Source organism: Streptomyces sp. NPDC001514 (genome assembly GCF_053597075.1).
On sequence record NZ_JBSFHO010000001.1, the window covers coordinates 296891 to 314357 of the forward strand.

Genomic DNA, 17467 nt, shown 5'->3' on the forward strand with positions numbered 1-17467 from the left:
CCGCTCCTTCCGTCCGCCCCCGCCCCACCCCCCTCTGCAGAGGAAGAGACCGTGACCATGACCAGCACGGATGCCGCCACCGATGGCCACGAGGCCGCGGCACTCCTGGAGCGCACCCGTACCGCCGTCAACCCGCGGCTGCGAGACACCGTCGAGTCGCTGCCCGGTTCCATACGCCGTGTCGCGATGTACCACTTCGGCTGGGAGCACGCCGACGGCACCCCGGCCGCCGGGTCGGCGGGCAAGGCGATCCGGCCCGCCCTGGTCCTCGCCGCCACCCGGGCGCTCGGCGGCGACCCGCAGCAGGCCGTGCGCGCCGCGGCCGCGGTCGAGCTCGCGCACAACTTCACGCTGCTGCACGACGATGTGATCGACGAGGATCCGACGCGCAGACACCGGCCCACGGCCTGGACGGTGTTCGGCACCCCGGACGCGATCATCGCGGGCGACGCCATGCTCGCCCTCGCCCTCCGGCTGATCGCCGAGGACCGCCATCCGGCGTCCGCCGCCGCCTCCGCCCGGCTCGCCGCCTGTGTCATCGAGCTCTGCGCCGGGCAGCAGGCGGACTGCGCCTTCGAACAGCGCGGTCCCCACGAGGTCTCGCTCGACGAATGCGTCGCCATGGCGACGGCGAAGACCGGGGCCCTGCTGGGCTGCGCGTGCGCCCTCGGCGCGCTCTACGCGGGCGCGGACGAGGAGGAGATCGCCGCGATGGACGCCTTCGGACGGGAGGCCGGACTGGCGTTCCAGCTCATCGACGATCTGATCGGGATCTGGGGCGACCCGGAGCGCACGGGCAAACCGGCCGGTGCCGACCTGGCCGCGCACAAGAAGTCGCTCCCGGTCGTCGCGGCGCTCAGCTCGGGCACCGAGGCGGGAGCGCAGCTGGCCGAGCTGTACGCACAGCCGATGGACACCCGCACCGTCCGCCGCGCGGCCGAGGCCGTCGACCGCGCGGGCGGCCGGGACTGGGCACAGCTCCAGGCGGCGGACCGGATGGCGCGGGCGGTCCAGCAGCTGTCCCGCGCGGTACCGGATCTGGCGGCGGCCGGGGACATGCTGTCCCTGGCGGAGTTCGTCACACGCCGCACGCGCTGAGCGCGTAGCCGCATGCGCGCCCGGCCCGCCGCGGCGCCGACCGGCGGAGCGGCCATGCCCCGTGCGGCGGCGGCCCGGGCCCCAACTCTAGGATCACCACGACCAGTTGGTGATCTCGGAGAGGGGTCCGGGCATGGGCGTACGAATACGGCAGGCGAGGGAGAGCGACCGCGACACGGTGGTGCGGCTGCTCGACGAGGCGTTCATGCACGACCCGGTGAGCAGCTGGGTCTTCCCCGACGAGGACCATCGGCGCAAGGTGCACGGCACCTTCATGGGCGTCTTTCTCGACGTCACGCTCGCCGAGGGCCGGGTCGACATGACCGAGGACGGCACGGCCGCGGCGCTCTGGCTCCACGTGCCCGCCGGCGCGCCCGACGCGGAGGACGACACTCCGGCCCGGATGCGGGAGATCGCCGATCCGGACAACGAGCGCGCCGAGCTCATCGGCCGGCTGACCGGCGCGGTCCATCCGCACGACCGGGCGCACGAGTATCTGCTGCTCATCGCGGTCTCCCCGGAACGGCAGGGCCAGGGTCTCGGCTCCGCGCTGATCGCACCCGTGCTGGAGCGCTGCGACCGCGACGGTGTGCCCGCCTATCTGGAGGCCAGCAGCGCCCGCAGCAGCAGGCTGTACGAGCGGCTCGGTTTCACCTTCATGGGGCGCACGGTCGACCTGCCGGACGGCCCGCACATGTGGCCGATGTGGCGCGAGCCGGTCACCTCTCGGGAACGATCCGCGTGACGACGGTCTCCACCAGCTCGTCGAGCTCCCGGTCGGCGAGCACATCGGGCAGCGTGAAGTGCTCCAGCATGAGGCCCGTCATCGCGAGATAGAGCGCGAGGAACGTGTCCGCGTCGCCCGGCAGCCCGGACTCGAAATGGGAGCGGCGGTTCTCCTCCAGCACGGTGCGTACCGCGCGGTTGAGCTCCGCCTGGAGGGCCGGGCGGCGGGTGGCCTCCAGGCGGAGCTCCAGCATCGCGAGATACCCGGTGCGCTCGGCGGCCATGCGCCGTACCAGCCAGCGCATCAGCTCGACATACAGCTCGCGGGTGGGCTCCGGCCGCATCGCCTCGTCGACCTGGACCGGATCCGGGGTCATCCGGACATGGATCCGGGCGCCCGCCTGAGTGAACAGGTCGTCGCGGTTGGCGAAGTAATTGGACGCCGTCCCCGCCGGCACGCCGGCCTGGCTGTCGACGGCGCGAAACGTGAGGCCACGGGCCCCTTCGCGGGCGAGGACCTCGATGGCGGCATCCACCAGGGCGATCCTGCGCTCCGGGTTCCTGGCCATCTCTGCGCCTACCTCCTCGACATGCCTTCCGGAAAAGACCCTTGCGTAACCACTACACATGGAGCACTATACCTGCAGTGGTTCGGCTGGATCGACTCGACTCGACCCGACCGATCCGGACCATGGCCAATGACCCCGAGAGAATCAGAGGACCGGTTTGCGCAAGCTCACCTACTTCATCGCCTGCTCGATCGACGGCTTCGTCGGCGACCCGAGCGGCGACGCCTCGTCCATGTTCAAGTACGTGGACGAGGAGTTCCTGCAGTTCCTGAAGACGGAGTATCCGGAGACAGTCTCGGCCGAGGGCCGGCTGCTGCTGAACCTTCAGGACACGGAGAACAAGCACTTCGACACAGTTATCCAGGGCCGCGCCAGCTATCAGCTGGGCCTGGATGCCGGAATGACCAGCCCGTACGGGCACATGCGCGAGTACGTGGCGTCGAGCACGATCGACAAGTCCCCCGATCCGAACGTGGAGATCGTGTCCGGCGACCTGGTCGCCAGGATCCGCGAGCTCAAGGCGGAGGAGGGCGGGCTCGGCATCTGGCTCTGCGGTGGCTCGCGCATCGCCGGAGCCCTGCTCGCGGAGATCGACGAGCTCGTGATCAAGACCTATCCGGAGGTGTACGGCTCCGGGATGCCGATGTTCGGCTCCGGCTTCGCCGTCACCGAATTCGCGCTGGACACGGTGCGTGCCTTCGGCAACGGCGTGCTCGTGCGGAAGTACAGCAGGAAGCGGTAACCGCGAGCACTGTCCGCCGTGAGCATGCCGACCTATCCTTGACCCATGGGCAGCGAAGGACGTCGGACCGTCCGCCGCCCGCCAGGCCAATACGTATGTCCGGCCTGCGGACAGCCTGTCGGTACCGTCATCAAACGACGCAAGATCCTTGGGGCGTTCGTCCCCGAGTGGGTTCCTGTACCTTGTCGCAACCCCGACTGTGAGCTCGGCGCCGCGCGGGTCGCGGGCGCGGGAGCCGCTGACCTCGCGGAAGGCGGAGAAGACGCCGCGGCTACCCGACCCGCCGAGGGTGAGGACGGAGAGCCGGCCGCCGGCTCGACGTCGGGTTCAGCCACCTAGACGTCGGGTTCAGCCACTTAGCGGGCCTCGACGGGAGGCTTGTAGGTCCGTTCGGGCGTTCGATGCATTCGAAGGGGTGACCGGCTGTACGGCGGAGCCAGTCATACCGCTACAGTCCGCGCCATGTCATCGGAGTCGACGGAAGTCTGGACCGGCTGGTACCGGGACCGCCGGGGTGCGGAAGCGATCGCGATCACGGTCGCCATGAGCGGGCAGGAAGTACGGACCCGCATCAGGGGAGTTGAGTACGAGGGCCCGAGCTTCGCCACCCTGGGCGCGGCGGGGTCAGGTGAAGCCCTGTCAGGCTGCGTACTGGAATGGGACCTGCCGCAGCCCGTCGCCCTGGACGGGGCGGTGCAGCAGGCCACGCTCAGCTGCCTGCTGGCGCTCGGCGAACGCGGGGCGGACGGCCGCCCCGAGCGGGTGGATCTGAATCTGACCCTGCACTTCGGCGGGGCGGCGTACGAGTCGGGGATCGCCGGGGGCGATTTCGACGAGGCGCTCGGGCGCATCCGGCGGCAGCTGCCGGAGGGTGCGGCCTTCGGGCGGAGGCTGCTGGAGAGCGCCTGACCTGTGCACGGTTCGACGAGGGCGGTACCGAGGCGGACTCCTCGGTGCCGCCCTCCTGGGTTCACCGCCCGGCGGTTCCTGGCCTCAGGAGTGACCGTCCCAGCGCCAGCGGGGCGTCGGGCCGGGGTCGCCGAGGTCCTCGTCCACGGGACCGGCCGAGACCTCGCGCGCGATCGTGGTGCCCCAGTCGAAGTACTCCATGACGCGCCTGCGCAGCACTGCGTCGTCCGGGAGATCCTTGTCCACCGCGGCGCCCATCAGCTCCATCCAGCGCAGTCGTTGCTCCTCGGTGATGGAGAGGCCGAGATGGGCACGGAGAAGGGCCTGATGGCCGCCGAGCTCCTCGGTGAAGCGGGCAGGGCCTTCGAAGACCTCGGCCAGCCAGACCGCGACATGCTCCACATGACTGGGGGTGAAGTGCGCGAAGACCGGTGCGAGGAGTGGATCGGCGAGCACGGCTTCGTAGAAGGTCGAGGACAGCCGCCGCAGGGTTTCGGCGCCCCCCACGGCCTCGTACAGGGTCTCGGGACGCTCGGCCATACGGGAACCTCCAGGGGCACGGGCGGTGCGGTGCTCTGTCTCCTGGATTCAACACGAGCCGGCTCCGTTCCACGGCCGTATCGCCGTACCTCCGCTCTGCGCGAAAACGCCCCGCGCCCAGGTACGGGGTACCTGGGCGCGGGCGCCGTGCGGGAGTGAGCCGACGGTCGCCGGGCTTTGCCGGGTCAGGAGACCTTCGCGAGGGCGGCGGCGAGGCCGTTCGCCCAGAGCTGGTCGACGCGGACGCGCTCGGCCGCGTCCGGCCGGGTGTTCCGGCACGGCGGGCCGGGCTGCCGCCCGGCATCAGCTCGCTGCACGACCCGGAGTAGCGACGTGAACCGACGCGACGTCAGTGCACCACCCGGCCACGGAGGATGATCCTGGCCGGATGCGCCAGGACCCCGGGGTCGAGGGCCGGATCCGCGTCGTACGCGACGAGGTCGGCGGGCGCGCCCTCCGTCAGTCCGGGCAGGCCCAGCCAGTCGCGAGCGGTCCAGGACGCCGCGCCGAGCGCCGTCTCGGCGGGCATGCCGGCCCGCGCCAGCCACGCCGCCTCCGCGGCGACCGTTCCGCACGGGAAGCTGTCCGTCCCGGCGAGGACGGTGACGCCGGCCTCGTACGCCGAGCGGACGTTCGCGAGCATGCCCTCCCAGCCGGTGATCCAGTCGTCCCGGCGAGCGCTGCGCTCACGCGCGTACCACGCGTCCGCGCTCGCGCCGAAGACACCGAGTGTGGGCACAAGGGCCGTGCCCTGCGCGGCCATCCGGTCGAGCAGCCCCGGGTCGAGATGCATCCCGTGCTCCAGACTGTCGGCCCCGGCCAGCACGGCGTTGCGCGCGCCCTCGGCGGTCTGGCAGTGCACCGCGACCTTGCCACCGGCGGCGTGCACCGCCGTCACGGCCGCGGTCAGCAGATCGAGCGGCACGGCCGGTTCGTCCCATCGCCAGTCGCCGATGACCTTGCACCAGCCGGAGGAGGCCGTCGCTTCCTCCACCGCCGCGACCGGAAGTTCGTCCTCGGCGATGTCACGCCCGGCCCCGGGGAAGAACCGCCCTGGTGTCGCCGGCCACCGCCCGCCGACCGCACCCGTGGCAACTCCGCGTCTCCCGCAACCCACTCCGGCATCCGCGACGCCGTCCCGGGCGTCCGGACCAGCAGCACACCGGCGTCCCGGTGCTCCAACAGGTGCTTGCGCAGTACCGACTCGTCGAAGGGCGAGTCGGTGGACTCCGTACCGGGGTGCGTGTGCACGTCGACGAGCCCAGGCAGCAGGAAGCCGCCGTCCACAACGAGTTCGGCGTCCCCACCGGGTGCCGGGCCGGTGCGCAGCCGGTCCCCGTCGAGCCGGAACGTACGGTCCTCGCGCTCGGGCAGGACGACGCCCCGCACCCACAACACGCTCACGTGCCGCCGCCCTTCCCGTACTCCGCGGCGAGTTCCTTCCACAGGTGCCGGAGCGTCTCGTCGTCCACCCTGTCGCAGGCGGCGGGGGCCGGGCCCGGCTTCGGGGCGTCTCCGGTGGCGGGGACGTCCCCGAACGACTCGGCCATGGCGGACTTGCAGGCCGCGATGTCGGCCTCGGTGGCCTCGCAGGCGGTGCCGGCGGCGAGCAGCACGGCGGCGATGACACCGGTGACGTGTACGGCGCGCATGGTCCCTCCGGACGTCGTGTGGTGAGAGGGCACATCATGGTGCAGCGCGTCCGCGACTGAAGGGGCCCACCCGGCGAACCGGGGAGCCCCGGGTCTCAATCGGCTGGGTCGGTGACCTGTAGCGATCTTTGCTGTGGGGTGCTGACCTGGCCCTTCTTGATGCTGGCGATGGGGTGCGACGGTCTTGATCGGGTGTCCTGCGGACTGTGTGCAGACCACGGAAATGCTGTCGGGTCACGCACACTCGACCCCGGCGATGGGCGCGCGATTACCGGCAAGGCGGTTGGTAGGGAAGGTCCGGCAGATATCGCTGCCACTCCTGCCGGGTGATGGGATCGCCGACCGAGTCGCAGATGTCGCCGACGACGCGTTCCGGGTTGGTGTCCCAGTGCTCGATGCCCGCGGATGCCCTGACGATGGCAAGGAATTCGCCGTCCGGGCTGAACTGGAGCGCGTAGAAGTCGGCGGCGCGCGATGAGCCGGGCAGGTAGGAGTGCCGACTGGGAGCCTTCGGATCGGTCAGGTTCCAGATCTCGGGGCGTTCGTCGGCAGCCCAGGTTTCCTTCGCGGTCAAGGCGAGGCGGGTTCCGTCGGGGCTGAAGGCGATCGGGCTGCCGTGGACGCCCACGGTGACGTGGGACAGCTCGTCGGTGAGCCGGTGCCCCTCGACGCGCCACAGCCTCAGCGTGCCCCCGCTGTCGTAGACGGCGAGCAGCTTGCCGTCCGGACGGAACGCGACGTGCACCGAGTCGATTCCGGTCTCGACGGGGCGCGCCCACCGCTTCTCGGGATGCGCCGGATCGGTGAGGTCCCAGCTCTCCAACTCGTCCGCGGGCTGGGGCCGGGTATCGTCCGGATCGGCGAAGGGGGAATCCGTGAGGAGGAGCGACTCGCCGTCCGGGGAGAAGTCGAGCTTTGTGGTCGCCGCGTCGATCCGGGCGATCTGCCGCGGACGCTTGGGGTTCGCGATGTCGTAGATCCGTACGACCGGTGTCTTGCGGTTGTTGTCTCTCCAGCCGTTCATGTCGGACACGGCCAGGACGGGCTCGGTGGGGCTGAAGGCGATCGCCGCCACACCGTTGTCCAACTCGTCGATTGTGGTCAGCGGTCCGCTTCTCGGGGGCGCCGAGGTGCTGCGCAGCCGCAGACCGACAAGCTCCTGCTTCTTGCCCTTCTTGTCGGCCTCACCGCCCTCGTACACCTCCACGTTGGCGAGGAGGCGTCCGTCCGGGCTGAGGGCGATGTCCCCGCCCGTGAACATGTTGGGGGAGCGGGTCGCGGCCAGCAGTTTGGCCGAGTGCGGCATCTCCGTCACGTCCCACAGGTAGTTCACGCCCACTCCCTGAAGGGCGATCAGTGGTTTCTTGCCGACCACCCGGTAGTCGAACTGGCCTCCGGTTCCGGGCGTCGCCGGAAGGAACGCCTCGGCACCCGGCTGGGCGGAGTTGTTGAGGTAGAAGACGCGCACGCCGTGGTCGGTGGCCTGCAACAGTCTGCGGGGCTTGGCGGGGTCGAACAGGGCCATCCCCACCTCGTCGTAGCTTCCCTGGCCGCCGCCCGATGCCCCGGACAGAATCGCGCCGGGAAGGAGGTTCTTCTGGTAGATCCACACGTGCCAATTGCTGCCGCAGGTCCCGACGACGTACTCGCGGATCGGGCTGAATGCCAGGGAATTCAGGCCCTCGTAGCAGGGGGTGGACGTGTCGCTCGTCGAGTCGTCCTTCTGCTTTTCCATCCGCCGGGGCTTGTCGGGCGCGTTCAGCAGCCACAGCCCGAGCTCGTCCCCGTTCTTCACGGCGACCGGAGCCGCGAGCATCCGTCCAGTGGGGTTGAAGGCCACCCGGTGCAGCGGCCTGGGGTTCACGAGAATGCTGCGGTCGTACTTCGCCCCCTCAAGCACGGCGACGCGCTCGGGGCGCCCGGAGTCGGCCGCCCTCCAGAGCTGGATCCGGCCGTCCTCGCTCATGCTGGCGAGCAGGTCCCGCTTGGGGGACACTGCCAGGGAGTCGATCCGTGCGGAATGTGCCCGGAGTGTGGGCAGCGGCCTCGGCGCGGCCCGGTCGCCGATGTCCCAGACGCGGATCTCACCGGTCGTCAGGCCGCCGTACAGGGTCTTGCCGTCCGTACTGAGGGCGAGCGCGTGGACGGCGTGGTCCAGCTGCGGCGCGGCGGTCTGCCTCGGATGGTTGAGATCCGATATGTCCCACAGCCGCACCCACGCCGTCTTCGGCCGATGCTCGTCGTAGGTGACCGCAGCGAGTGTCCGGCCGTCCCGGCTGATCGCGACCGGGCCGATCACGCCCGCTCCGACCCGCGCGGAGCCGCCCCGGAAGCGCAGCTCGATCGCGTCGCCGACGGAGAGCGCGAGGATGCGGCCGTCACCGCTGTAGGCGAGGTCTTGGGCAGGCTCCTCTGCGTTGATCACACCAGGCGTGCGCCGGCTGTTGAGCAGCGCCCCGCGCCCCGCGTCCTTGTTCATCCGGTACGAGACCAGGCTGAGCTGCTTGGCCAGACCGGGCTGCTGGTCGCGGAGGTCCTCGGCCTCGGCGGCGAGGTACCGGGCCAGGTCGCGTTCGCCCGCCCGCTCGGCCCGCCGCTGGAAGATGACGGAACCGATCAGCCCGGATGTGGCGAGCACGACCAGGGCCATGAGGAACGCCACCGCGATCCGGACCCGGCGCACACCCCGGCGCTCCTGCTGCCAAGAGGCGTCCACGAACTCGGCGAGCACAGACTCCGGTTCGACCGCGCTCGCCGGCGACGACTCGGCGCGTTCCCGTACGGCGGCCAGTCTGCTCCCCCGGTACAGCAACGAGGACTCCCGCCCGGCCCTCGCCCACGCCCGGGCGTCGGCGGCGAGTTGCTGGCGGGCGCGCAGCCAGTCCCGGTCCGCGTCGACCCACTCCGTCAGCCGGGGCCAGGCGCGCAGCAGCGCCTCATGGCTGATGCGCGCGGAGTCGTGGTCGAGCGTGAGCAGGCGGGCCCGGGTGAACCGGTCGATGGCTCGCTGTGCGGCCGCTGTGTCGGGCAGCCCATGCAGAAGCGCGGAGCGGTCCACGGGCTGGGCCGTGTCGGCGGAGTCCTCTCCTACGCGCACCAGCCGGGGCAGCATGAGCCGTACGGCTTCCCTCCCCTGCCGGTCGAGTCCGTCGTACGTGTCGTCGGCGGTGGTCTTGATCGCCTCCGCAATGCCGCCGGCGGCACGGTACTGGACGACGGTGAGCCGCGATCCGGCGCGTCGCAGCCAGGTCGCCCACAGGACATGGGACAGCAGCGGCAGCGCCCCCGCGGCCGGCTGCCGGTCTGCCGTCGCGCCGAACTCGTGCAGGATCACCTCGGCGAGGCCCTCGTCGAGGACCAGCCCCGCGGCGGCGGCCGGTCCCTCGACGGCGGCGTGGAGTTCGTCGGGGGTCATCGGCTCGACCAACAGCTGGGTGTCGCGCAGAGCGGCGAGCAGTTCGGGGTGCGCGGCCGCCTGACCGTAGAAGTCCGCCCGGAGCGCGAGCACCACCAGCGCCCCCGGCCGGCCCCCGCCCGAGGGCCGGGCCAGGGCAGTCACCGCCCGCAGGAACGCGGTGCGCTCCGACGGGTCCGGGCACAGCGTGAACAGTTCCTCCAGCTGGTCGACAAGGACGATCAGCCGCTGCTCCGGCCGGCCAGCCAGCAGCCGTTCGGCCAGCTCGGCCGAGCGTTCGGGATCCTCCCGCAACAGATCGACGGACTCGGGGCTGGCGTCGAACCGAGCTGCCAGCCGACGGAGCGGGCTTCTGTCGGGGGTGAGGCGCAGGGAGAGCCAGGAGGTGGTGCCGAGCAAGCCCCGCTCACGCAGTCCGGCCGTGAGACCGGCGTTGAGCAGGGAGGTCTTTCCCGAACCGGACGGGCCTACCAGAACCAGCGGGCCCGGCTCATCCGCCCCGGCCACCTCCGTCAGCGCGGCGAACACCCGCTCCGTCATACCGTCACGCCCGAAGAACACGTCGGCGTCGTCCACCCCGAAGGCGTCCAAGCCCAAATACGGGCAGCGGCCGGGCGCGGGCTCCGCTTCCTCTGGAGGCCCCGCCTGCGTCGGCACCGCCGGGTTCGGTGCGATGACGAGGTGTCCCGAGCGGTCCCCGGCCTGGCGCCGGGGCAGCGGCCCCTGCCGGTCACTCATCGCCCGGAAAACCCCGTCGAACACGGCATCCAGGGTCAGCGGCTGGAGCCCGCGCGGGTCGCCGTGCGTCAGCAGCTCGATGAGCGCACCGGTGAACGCGGTGTGCGCGGCGCCAGGAGGCGCGAGAGCCAGCTGTTCCGCGGACCCCATGAGGTACATGCCGTGCGCGGGCGTCATCGTGAACGCAGGCAGGGACGGGCTGCCACTCAAAGAGGCCCGCCCGGAGAAGCAGCAGTCGAGTACGACGACGACGGACGACGCCCGGCTTGCCTCCAGCGCCTGCCGCAGCGAGGAAAACGACAGCGCCTGGTGCTCGGCCATCCCGGGGGTGAGGCGGTCGGTGCCGGTCGCCGCCAGGTACAACTCTCCGTCCGGGCCGAGCAGACCGTGCCCGATGAAGTAGACCAGCAGCACGGTGTCCGCGCGCTGAGCCTCCTCGGTGACGGCCCGCGCCATGGTCTGCGCGTCGGCCGGATCGAGCAGCGTACGCAGACGGTCGGGCCGCACCCCGCAGCGCTCGATCAAGGCCGTGCGCAGATCCTGGCAGGAGGTGGCGACCGCGGGCACCGACGTCAGCAGGGGGCCCTCGTGCGTGGCGGTCGCGATCAGCAGGACCCGTACGCCCGCGCCGGACAGGTCCGTCACGGCAGCTCGCGACGCTCGGGCCCGCCCGCGTCCCCTTGTTGCCGACTCAACAGGTCGGCGACTTCGGCCACTTGCTGCTGCAGAGCGTCAGCGTCGAGACGGGAAACCCGCTTCGCGGTCAGCTCCAGCGAACTGCGGTCGGGGAGCGTCACCTTGATGTGCACATCACCACGGCGGGTGCGCAGCCAGGCGATGAGACCGGTGGCGAACGCGGTTGCCGCACCGGCCGGGCCGAGAGCCACAGTCAGCGCGTCCAGCACCGGCCCCAGAGTGCCGGGCTCCGGAGGTCGCTCCTTGCCGTCGACGCGGCCTCGTAACTCCTCGATGCCGGACAACCACTCCTGGAGGGAGCGGAGCCGGTCGCCCGCATCAGGGCCTTCCGCGATCACTGCAATGTCCATTGCTCCCCCGTCGTTACCGCCGCGCAAGGTACCCAAGCTGTCACTGCTGCAAATGAGGCTAGCGATGTCCATCCGCGGCTGACTAGAGGCACATGGTGTCCCAGGGGTTCGAGGCCAACTACCGTGTCTGCAGTGCCGGAAGAACATGGCACGGGCTGAACCGCCAAGGCATTGGTGAACCGCGATTTCGTTGCCAGTGCGCCGATCCGCTCCTGGGCCGCCGACTTCGCACATGTCGCACCCGGCCAAGGCGGCGATCCCAGCCTCGATCGGTTGGATCGGAGACCCGGACGACAACGCACCACGCCTCTGCGGTCATCATCCCGCGGATCTGCGCACACCCTGTGGCCAGTTGGAAAAGGACCGCACCCGGGCCGTCATGGACGCCGTGCTCGGCGGCCTGCGGACCGGGTGCGGACAGCTAGGCGAGGCGACCCGCGAAAGCGCAGGTCAGAAGGCCTAGGCAATGATCAAGCCTTCTTGGTCTCCCAGAAGATGCGGTCGATCTCGGCGATGAGCTCCAGCGCCTTCTCGCCCGTCTTCGGGTCCTTCGACGCCTTCGCGGCCGACAGCGCCTTCAGGGTCTCGTTGACCAGCTCGTGCAGCTGCGGGTACTTCTCGAAGTGCGGGGGCTTGAAGTAGTCGCTCCACAGCACCGACACGTGGTGCTTGGCGAGCTCCGCACGCTGCTCCTTGATGACCGTGGCGCGGGCCTGGAAGTGCGGGTCGTCGTTGGCGGCCATCTTCTCCTGGACGGCCTTGACCGACTCGGCCTCGATGCGGGCCTGGGCCGGGTCGTACACGCCGCACGGGAGGTCGCAGTGGGCGCTGACCTTCACCTTGGGGGCAAACAGGCGGGAGAGCATTGAGCTGTCCTTCCTCGTGATCGTCTTCTCAGGTGGGACATTACTCCGTGAGAGACCGGTTTTCGCGAGCGGCCCCTAGGGCTTAGGCCAAAAGTCCAGGGCGCGTATGGGTCCGCCGGCGGAACGTACCGTGGGACCGGGACCGGACCGGGAGGACCGGCCGGGACCGGACCGGGGCCTGGAGGTGGACGATGACGGAGCTGGGGCGGGAGCCGAGGGTGCCCTTCGGGATCGCGGAGGTGACGGGGCCCTCCATGTATCCCACGCTTGCGCACGAGGACCGGCTGCTCGTGCATTACGGGGCCGGGCTCAGGGCCGGGGACGTGGCCGTGATGCGTCATCCGTTGCAGCAGGATCTGCTGATCGTGAAGCGGCTCGTCGAGCGGCGCGAGGGCGGCTGGTGGGTGCTGGGTGACAACGTCTACGCGGAGGGCGACAGCCGGGTGTTCGGCACCGTGCCCGACGAGCTGCTGCTGGGACGTGTAAGGCTCCGCTACCGGCCGCGCGGCGAGGGCCGGACGTCGGTGCGCTCCGTGGTGGGCTGGGCGGTCTCCGCGCTGCGGCCCGTGCTGTCCGACCGCTCGGTCTCCAGGCGCTTGCGCGCCCGGTAGGCGGCGACGTTCGCGCGCGTCGCACAACGGTCCGAGCAGTAGCGGCGGGAGCGGTTCGTCGAGGTGTCGAGGTAGGCGTTGCGGCAGGGGGCCGCCTGGCAGAGGCCGAGCCGGTCGACGCCGAACTCGGTGAGGTGGAAGGCGAGGCCCATCGCGGCGATCGCCGCGTATCCCGCGGTCGCGTTGGACGGATGGTCGGCGAGGTGCATGTGCCAGCGCGGCCGGCCCTCGTCGTCGAGGTGGTCGTGACCGGAGATCTGCGGGCTGACCGGGTACTCCAGGAGCAGCGAGTTGAGCAGGTCGACGGCCCCTGTCTGGTCGCCGGAGTCGGCCGCCGTGAACACTGCGCGGAGTCTGGCCCGTACCGAACGGAAGCGGGTCACGTCCGCGTCCGTGGCGCGGCGGGCGGCCTGGGAGGACGGGCCGAAGAGCTCGCGGACCGCCTCGACCGAGGTGAGCGTGTCCTTGTTGCGAGCCGGCTCCTCGGTGTTGACGAGGCGCACGGCGTAGTCCGAGTAATAGGCCAGTTCCACTTGTAGTCCTTACGGATGAGGTCTAGTGTCGGCGATGGGTGCGGTAACAGATGCCCTGAGTTCGAGGGTATTACGGAGTGGAGGGAAACCCATGACGGAGACCGCGGCGGACGCGCACGCGACCGGAACCGACTGGCAGGCCTGGCAGGAGAGCTGGGACCGTCAGCAGGAGTGGTACATGCCGGATCGCGAGGAGCGCTTCCGGGTGATGCTGGACATGGTCGAGGCCGTCGTCGGCCCCGAGCCGAGGGTCCTTGACCTCGCGTGCGGTACGGGAAGTATCACGGACCGGCTGCTCAGGCGGTTCCCGAAGGCGGTCAGCGTCGGAGTGGATCTCGACCCCGCCCTGCTGACCATCGCCGAGGGCTACTTCGCGGGGGACGACCGTGTCACCTTCGTCACCGCCGACCTCACCGACTCCGGGTGGACCGCCGCCCTCCCGCACGACTCGTACGACGCCGTCCTCACCGCCACCGCCCTGCACTGGCTCCACGCCGGACCGCTCGCCACCCTCTACGGCCAGATCGCCCGGCTCGTCACGGACGGCGGCGTCTTCATGAACGCCGACCACATGAGGGACGACACCACCCCCCGCATCAACGCCGCCGAGCGCGCCCACCGCCACGCCGCGATGGACCGCGCCAAGGCCGCCGGAGCCCTCGACTGGGCCGACTGGTGGGCCCTGGCCGCCGAGGACCCGGTCCTCGCCGCCCCCACCGCCCGCCGCTTCGAGATCTACGGCGAGCACGCCGACGGCGACACCCCGCCCCTCGACTGGCACGCCGCGACCCTCCGCGCGGCCGGCTTCGCCGAGGCCCGCGCCGTCTGGGCGTCCCCGTCCGACTCCCTCGTCCTCGCACTCAAGTAGCCGCCGGACACCCCCTGGCACGCGGAAGGGCGGGTACGGGACGCATCGCGCCCGTACCCGCCCTTTACGGTCCGTCCGCTAGAGCACCTTGGAGAGGAAGGCCTTGGTGCGGTCGTGCTGGGGGTTGGTGAGGACGTCGCGGGGGTTGCCGGATTCCACGACGACGCCGCCGTCCATGAAGACGAGGGAGTCACCGACCTCGCGGGCGAAGCCCATTTCGTGGGTGACGACGACCATGGTCATGCCGTCCTCGGCGAGGCCGCGCATGACGTCGAGGACGTCGCCGACCAGCTCCGGGTCGAGGGCGGAAGTGGGCTCGTCGAAGAGCATCAGCTTGGGTTCCATCGCCAGGGCACGGGCGATGGCGACGCGCTGCTGCTGCCCGCCGGACAGCTGCGAGGGGTAGTTGCCGGCCTTGTCGCCCAGGCCGACCCGGTCGAGCAGACGGGTGGCCCGTTCGCGTGCGACGGCCTTGGTCTCGCCCTTTACCTGAACCGGTGCCTCCATGACGTTTTCCATGGCCGTCATGTGGGGGAACAGGTTGAAGCGCTGGAAGACCATGCCGATGTCGCGGCGCTTGAGGGCGACCTCGCTGTCCTTGAGTTCGTAGAGCTTGTCGCCCTTCTGGCGGTAGCCGACGAGTTCGCCGTCGACGTAGAGCCGGCCTGCGTTGACCTTCTCGAGGTGGTTGATGCAGCGCAGGAAGGTGGACTTGCCGGAGCCGGAGGGGCCGATGAGGCAGAACACCTCGCGGGGGGCGACCTCGAGGTCGATGCCCTTGAGGACCTCGACGTGGCCGAAGGACTTGTGGACGCCTTCGGCCTTCACCATGGCGGTCATGCGTTGCCTCCCTTCGGGCGGCCCAGGGACAGCAGGTTGGTCTTGATCTTCTGCAGCGGGGTTGGCGGCAGGCTGCGGCTGGAGCCGCGGGCGTAGTACCGCTCCAGGTAGTACTGGCCGACGCTGAGGATCGAGGTCAGGACCAGGTACCAGGCGGCGGCGAGGAAGTACATCTCGACGGGTGCGCCGGAGGTCTGGCCGATGTTCTGTGCCTGGCGGAACAGTTCGGTGAACTGGACCGCGGCCACGAGGGAGGTCGTCTTGAGCATGTTGATGACCTCGTTGCCCGTGGGGGGCACGATGACGCGCATGGCCTGGGGGATGACGATGCGCCGCAGGGTCCTGCTGTGGCTCATGCCCAGGGCGTGGGAGGCCTCGGTCTGGCCTTCGTCGACGGACAGGAGTCCGGCGCGGCAGATCTCGGCCATGTAGGCGGCCTCGTTGAGGCCCAGGCCGAGCAGTGCGGTCAGGAACGGGGTCATGAAGTCCGACCACTCGTCCCGGTAGAAGCCGAGGTTGATGTACTCGAAGACGAGTCCGAGGTTGAACCAGACGAACAGCTGGACCAGGACGGGGGTGCCGCGGAAGAACCAGATGTAGAACCAGGCGATCGACGAGGTCACCGGGTTGTGGGACAGGCGCATCACCGCGAGGACGATGCCGCCGAAGATGCCGATGGCCATCGACAGGACGGTCAGGAGCAGGGTCTTGCCGACGCCGTCGATGATGCGGTCGTCGAAGAAGTACTCGGGGATCGCGTCCCAGTTGATGTTGCCCTGCGAGAAGGCGTAGACGATCAGCCCGAACAGGGCGATCGCGACGACCGCGGAGACGTACCGGCCGTAGTGCCGGACCGGAATCGCCTTGATGGCCTCCGGACCCGCAGCAGGCGGCGGCGGTGCGTCCTCCGGGCCCGTCTTTTCGATGTCGACAGTCACGTGGAGCCTTTCAGTGCCGAGTCGGTGTCCCGATGTCCCTGCCGGGATCAGGAGCCACCGTTGATCTTGGCCTCGGTCACCGCGCCGGCGTCGACGCCCCACTTCGCGATGATCTTCTGGTACTCGCCGTTCTTGATGATCGCGTCGAGCGCGGCCTGGATCGCGTCGCGCAGCTGGGTGTTGGACTTGGCCACGGCGATGCCGTACGGCGCCGCCTCGACCTGCTCGCCGACCAGCTGGAAGTCCTTGCCGCCGCCCGAGGTCTTCACCGCGTACGCGGCGACCGGGAAGTCGGAGGAACCGGCGTCGGCTCCGCCGGCCCGCAGGCGGGTCTGGGCCTCGAGGTCGTTGTCGAACGCCTCGATGGTGATCTTGCCCTTCTTGGCCTTCTCGCACTTGGCGTTCTCGGCCTTGGCGAGGTCCTCGGAGACCGTGCCGCGCTGGACGACGATCTTCTTGCCGCACAGGTCGGCCCAGGTCTTGATGCCCTTGTCGTCGCCCTTCTTGGTGTAGATCGAGACACCGGCGGTGAAGTAGTCGACGAAGTCGACACCCTCGCCGACCTTCTTCTGGGTCTCGGAGTCGATGCCGTTCTGACGGTCCTTGGTGTCGGTCATCGCCGACATGGCGATGTCGTAGCGCTTCGAGCGCAGACCGGTGATCAGCGTGTCGAAGGTGGCGTTCTCGAACTCGAACTTCACGCCGAGCTGCTTGCCCAGGGCGTCAGCCAGGTCCGGGTCGATACCGACCGTCTTGCCCGAGTCGTCCTTGAACTCGACCGGCGGGTACGCGATGTCCGAACCGACCTTGATGACGCCCTTGTCGCGGATCGTCGCGGGAAGCTTGGCGGCGAGCGGGGCGGCGGAAGTGGCGCCGCCCTCCTTCTTGGCGCCCTCGGTCTGGTCGCCGCAGGCGGTCAGCATCAGGGCGCCGGCGACCGCGATCGCGCCGACCGCGGTAAGCCGGGACGTCCGGGTCCTCGCGGTGAACGGGCGGCGGGTGGTGCTTGCGGTCATGATCGGGTTCCTCCGGCGGGTGATGGGAGTTGCCTGCAGGTCGGCACGCACCATCGGGCGTCGCGACCTTGTGTGATTACGGCATCTTGCCATTCGGATCGGCCGATTCAGGGGGCCAGCCATGTCAAAATCGGATAACGGGTCACCCCCGAACACCGACAGGCCGGTACATCACGACCGGACCTTCTGCGGAGTTGCCTACTTCCGGCCGGAAAATCTCCGGTGAATCTCGGCATGCGGACGGGTTTCGTTTCGCAAACGTATGCATTGCTGTGCCCTTGCGGACTTGTCCCCATATTCGGCCATGAGCCGCTTCACCGCCCGTCACGGCGCATCCACTGATCATTCATGGCCCGGCAA

17 protein-coding genes and 1 pseudogene are annotated in these 17467 nt (G+C 70.0%); 6 read left to right on the forward strand and 12 right to left on the reverse strand.

The features are described from left to right. Positions 1-57: 57 nt before the first annotated feature. Together ACWCXB_RS01305 and ACWCXB_RS01310 are read left to right on the forward strand one after the other, a co-directional pair. Positions 58-1098: a family 2 encapsulin nanocompartment cargo protein polyprenyl transferase gene (locus tag ACWCXB_RS01305; RefSeq protein WP_450718186.1), complete on the forward strand. Its 1041-nt coding sequence runs from the start codon at positions 58-60 to the stop codon at positions 1096-1098. Between the two features lie 133 nt (positions 1099-1231). After that, a complete protein-coding gene (locus ACWCXB_RS01310; protein WP_450717710.1) occupies positions 1232-1843 on the forward strand; it encodes a GNAT family N-acetyltransferase in 612 nt (203 codons plus the stop codon). Here the strand turns inward: ACWCXB_RS01310 and ACWCXB_RS01315 are convergent. Beyond that, complete coding sequence (locus ACWCXB_RS01315) at positions 1818-2393, reverse strand: TetR/AcrR family transcriptional regulator (RefSeq protein WP_450717712.1); 576 nt, start codon at positions 2391-2393, stop codon at positions 1818-1820. The genes ACWCXB_RS01310 and ACWCXB_RS01315 overlap by 26 nt on opposite strands. Positions 2394-2550: 157 nt before the next feature. Here ACWCXB_RS01315 and ACWCXB_RS01320 point away from each other — a divergent pair, with 157 nt between their 5' ends. After that, entirely contained in the window at positions 2551-3135 is a 585-nt protein-coding gene (locus ACWCXB_RS01320; protein WP_450717714.1) for a dihydrofolate reductase family protein, read from the forward strand. 462 nt (positions 3136-3597) lie between these two features. Beyond that, positions 3598-4044 carry a DUF6304 family protein gene (locus ACWCXB_RS01325; protein ID WP_450717716.1) on the forward strand — a complete coding sequence of 149 codons (447 nt, stop codon included), beginning with the start codon at positions 3598-3600 and terminating at the stop codon, positions 4042-4044. An 84-nt stretch (positions 4045-4128) separates the two neighbouring features. Here ACWCXB_RS01325 and ACWCXB_RS01330 read toward each other — a convergent pair whose 3' ends face one another. The 7 genes and pseudogenes from ACWCXB_RS01330 to sodN all read right to left on the reverse strand — a co-directional run bounded on the left by ACWCXB_RS01330 (position 4129) and on the right by sodN (position 12301). Then, positions 4129-4584: a group II truncated hemoglobin gene (locus ACWCXB_RS01330; RefSeq protein ID WP_450717718.1), complete on the reverse strand. Its 456-nt coding sequence runs from the start codon at positions 4582-4584 to the stop codon at positions 4129-4131. Between the two features lie 185 nt (positions 4585-4769). Next, positions 4770-4912 (reverse strand): annotated as a pseudogene (locus ACWCXB_RS01335) (snapalysin family zinc-dependent metalloprotease); the annotation flags it as partial. A gap of 21 nt (positions 4913-4933) precedes the next feature. Further along, on the reverse strand, positions 4934-5578 hold the full coding sequence (locus ACWCXB_RS01340; protein ID WP_450717720.1) for an amidohydrolase family protein: 645 nt from the start codon (positions 5576-5578) through the stop codon (positions 4934-4936). Positions 5579-5984: 406 nt separating this feature from the next. Continuing rightward, entirely contained in the window at positions 5985-6236 is a 252-nt protein-coding gene (locus ACWCXB_RS01345) for a hypothetical protein (protein ID WP_450717722.1), read from the reverse strand. Positions 6237-6504: 268 nt separating this feature from the next. Then, complete coding sequence (locus tag ACWCXB_RS01350; protein WP_450717724.1) at positions 6505-11034, reverse strand: caspase, EACC1-associated type; 4530 nt, start codon at positions 11032-11034, stop codon at positions 6505-6507. Beyond that, complete coding sequence (locus tag ACWCXB_RS01355) at positions 11031-11435, reverse strand: effector-associated constant component EACC1 (RefSeq protein ID WP_450717726.1); 405 nt, start codon at positions 11433-11435, stop codon at positions 11031-11033. The genes ACWCXB_RS01350 and ACWCXB_RS01355 overlap by 4 nt, the downstream gene beginning before the upstream one ends. A 470-nt stretch (positions 11436-11905) precedes the next feature. Further along, positions 11906-12301, reverse strand: a complete 396-nt coding sequence (sodN, locus tag ACWCXB_RS01360; RefSeq protein ID WP_385420911.1) for a superoxide dismutase, Ni — start codon at positions 12299-12301, stop codon at positions 11906-11908. A gap of 191 nt (positions 12302-12492) precedes the next feature. Between sodN and sodX the strand changes: the two genes are divergently transcribed. Continuing rightward, positions 12493-12912 carry a nickel-type superoxide dismutase maturation protease gene (gene sodX, locus ACWCXB_RS01365; protein WP_450717728.1) on the forward strand — a complete coding sequence of 140 codons (420 nt, stop codon included), beginning with the start codon at positions 12493-12495 and terminating at the stop codon, positions 12910-12912. On the opposite strand, the gene ACWCXB_RS01370 is transcribed toward sodX, so the two are convergent. Then, on the reverse strand, positions 12795-13445 hold the full coding sequence (locus ACWCXB_RS01370; protein WP_450717730.1) for a CGNR zinc finger domain-containing protein: 651 nt from the start codon (positions 13443-13445) through the stop codon (positions 12795-12797). The genes sodX and ACWCXB_RS01370 overlap by 118 nt on opposite strands. A gap of 91 nt (positions 13446-13536) precedes the next feature. On the opposite strand from ACWCXB_RS01370, the gene ACWCXB_RS01375 reads away from it, so the two are divergent. Next, entirely contained in the window at positions 13537-14313 is a 777-nt protein-coding gene (locus ACWCXB_RS01375) for a class I SAM-dependent methyltransferase (protein ID WP_450717732.1), read from the forward strand. Positions 14314-14391: 78 nt separating this feature from the next. On the opposite strand, the gene ACWCXB_RS01380 is transcribed toward ACWCXB_RS01375, so the two are convergent. Genes ACWCXB_RS01380 through ACWCXB_RS01390 form a run of 3 tightly spaced genes read right to left on the reverse strand, consistent with a single transcriptional unit; the run spans position 14392 to position 17107 of the window. Further along, the gene (locus tag ACWCXB_RS01380) at positions 14392-15153 is read right to left on the reverse strand and encodes an amino acid ABC transporter ATP-binding protein (RefSeq protein ID WP_450717734.1); all 762 of its coding nucleotides are present in this window, start codon (positions 15151-15153) and stop codon (positions 14392-14394) included. Beyond that, positions 15150-16091 carry an amino acid ABC transporter permease gene (locus tag ACWCXB_RS01385; protein WP_450717736.1) on the reverse strand — a complete coding sequence of 314 codons (942 nt, stop codon included), beginning with the start codon at positions 16089-16091 and terminating at the stop codon, positions 15150-15152. The genes ACWCXB_RS01380 and ACWCXB_RS01385 overlap by 4 nt, the downstream gene beginning before the upstream one ends. Before the next feature lie 47 nt (positions 16092-16138). Further along, positions 16139-17107: an ABC transporter substrate-binding protein gene (locus ACWCXB_RS01390; RefSeq protein ID WP_450717738.1), complete on the reverse strand. Its 969-nt coding sequence runs from the start codon at positions 17105-17107 to the stop codon at positions 16139-16141. Between the last annotated feature and the right edge of the window lie 360 nt (positions 17108-17467).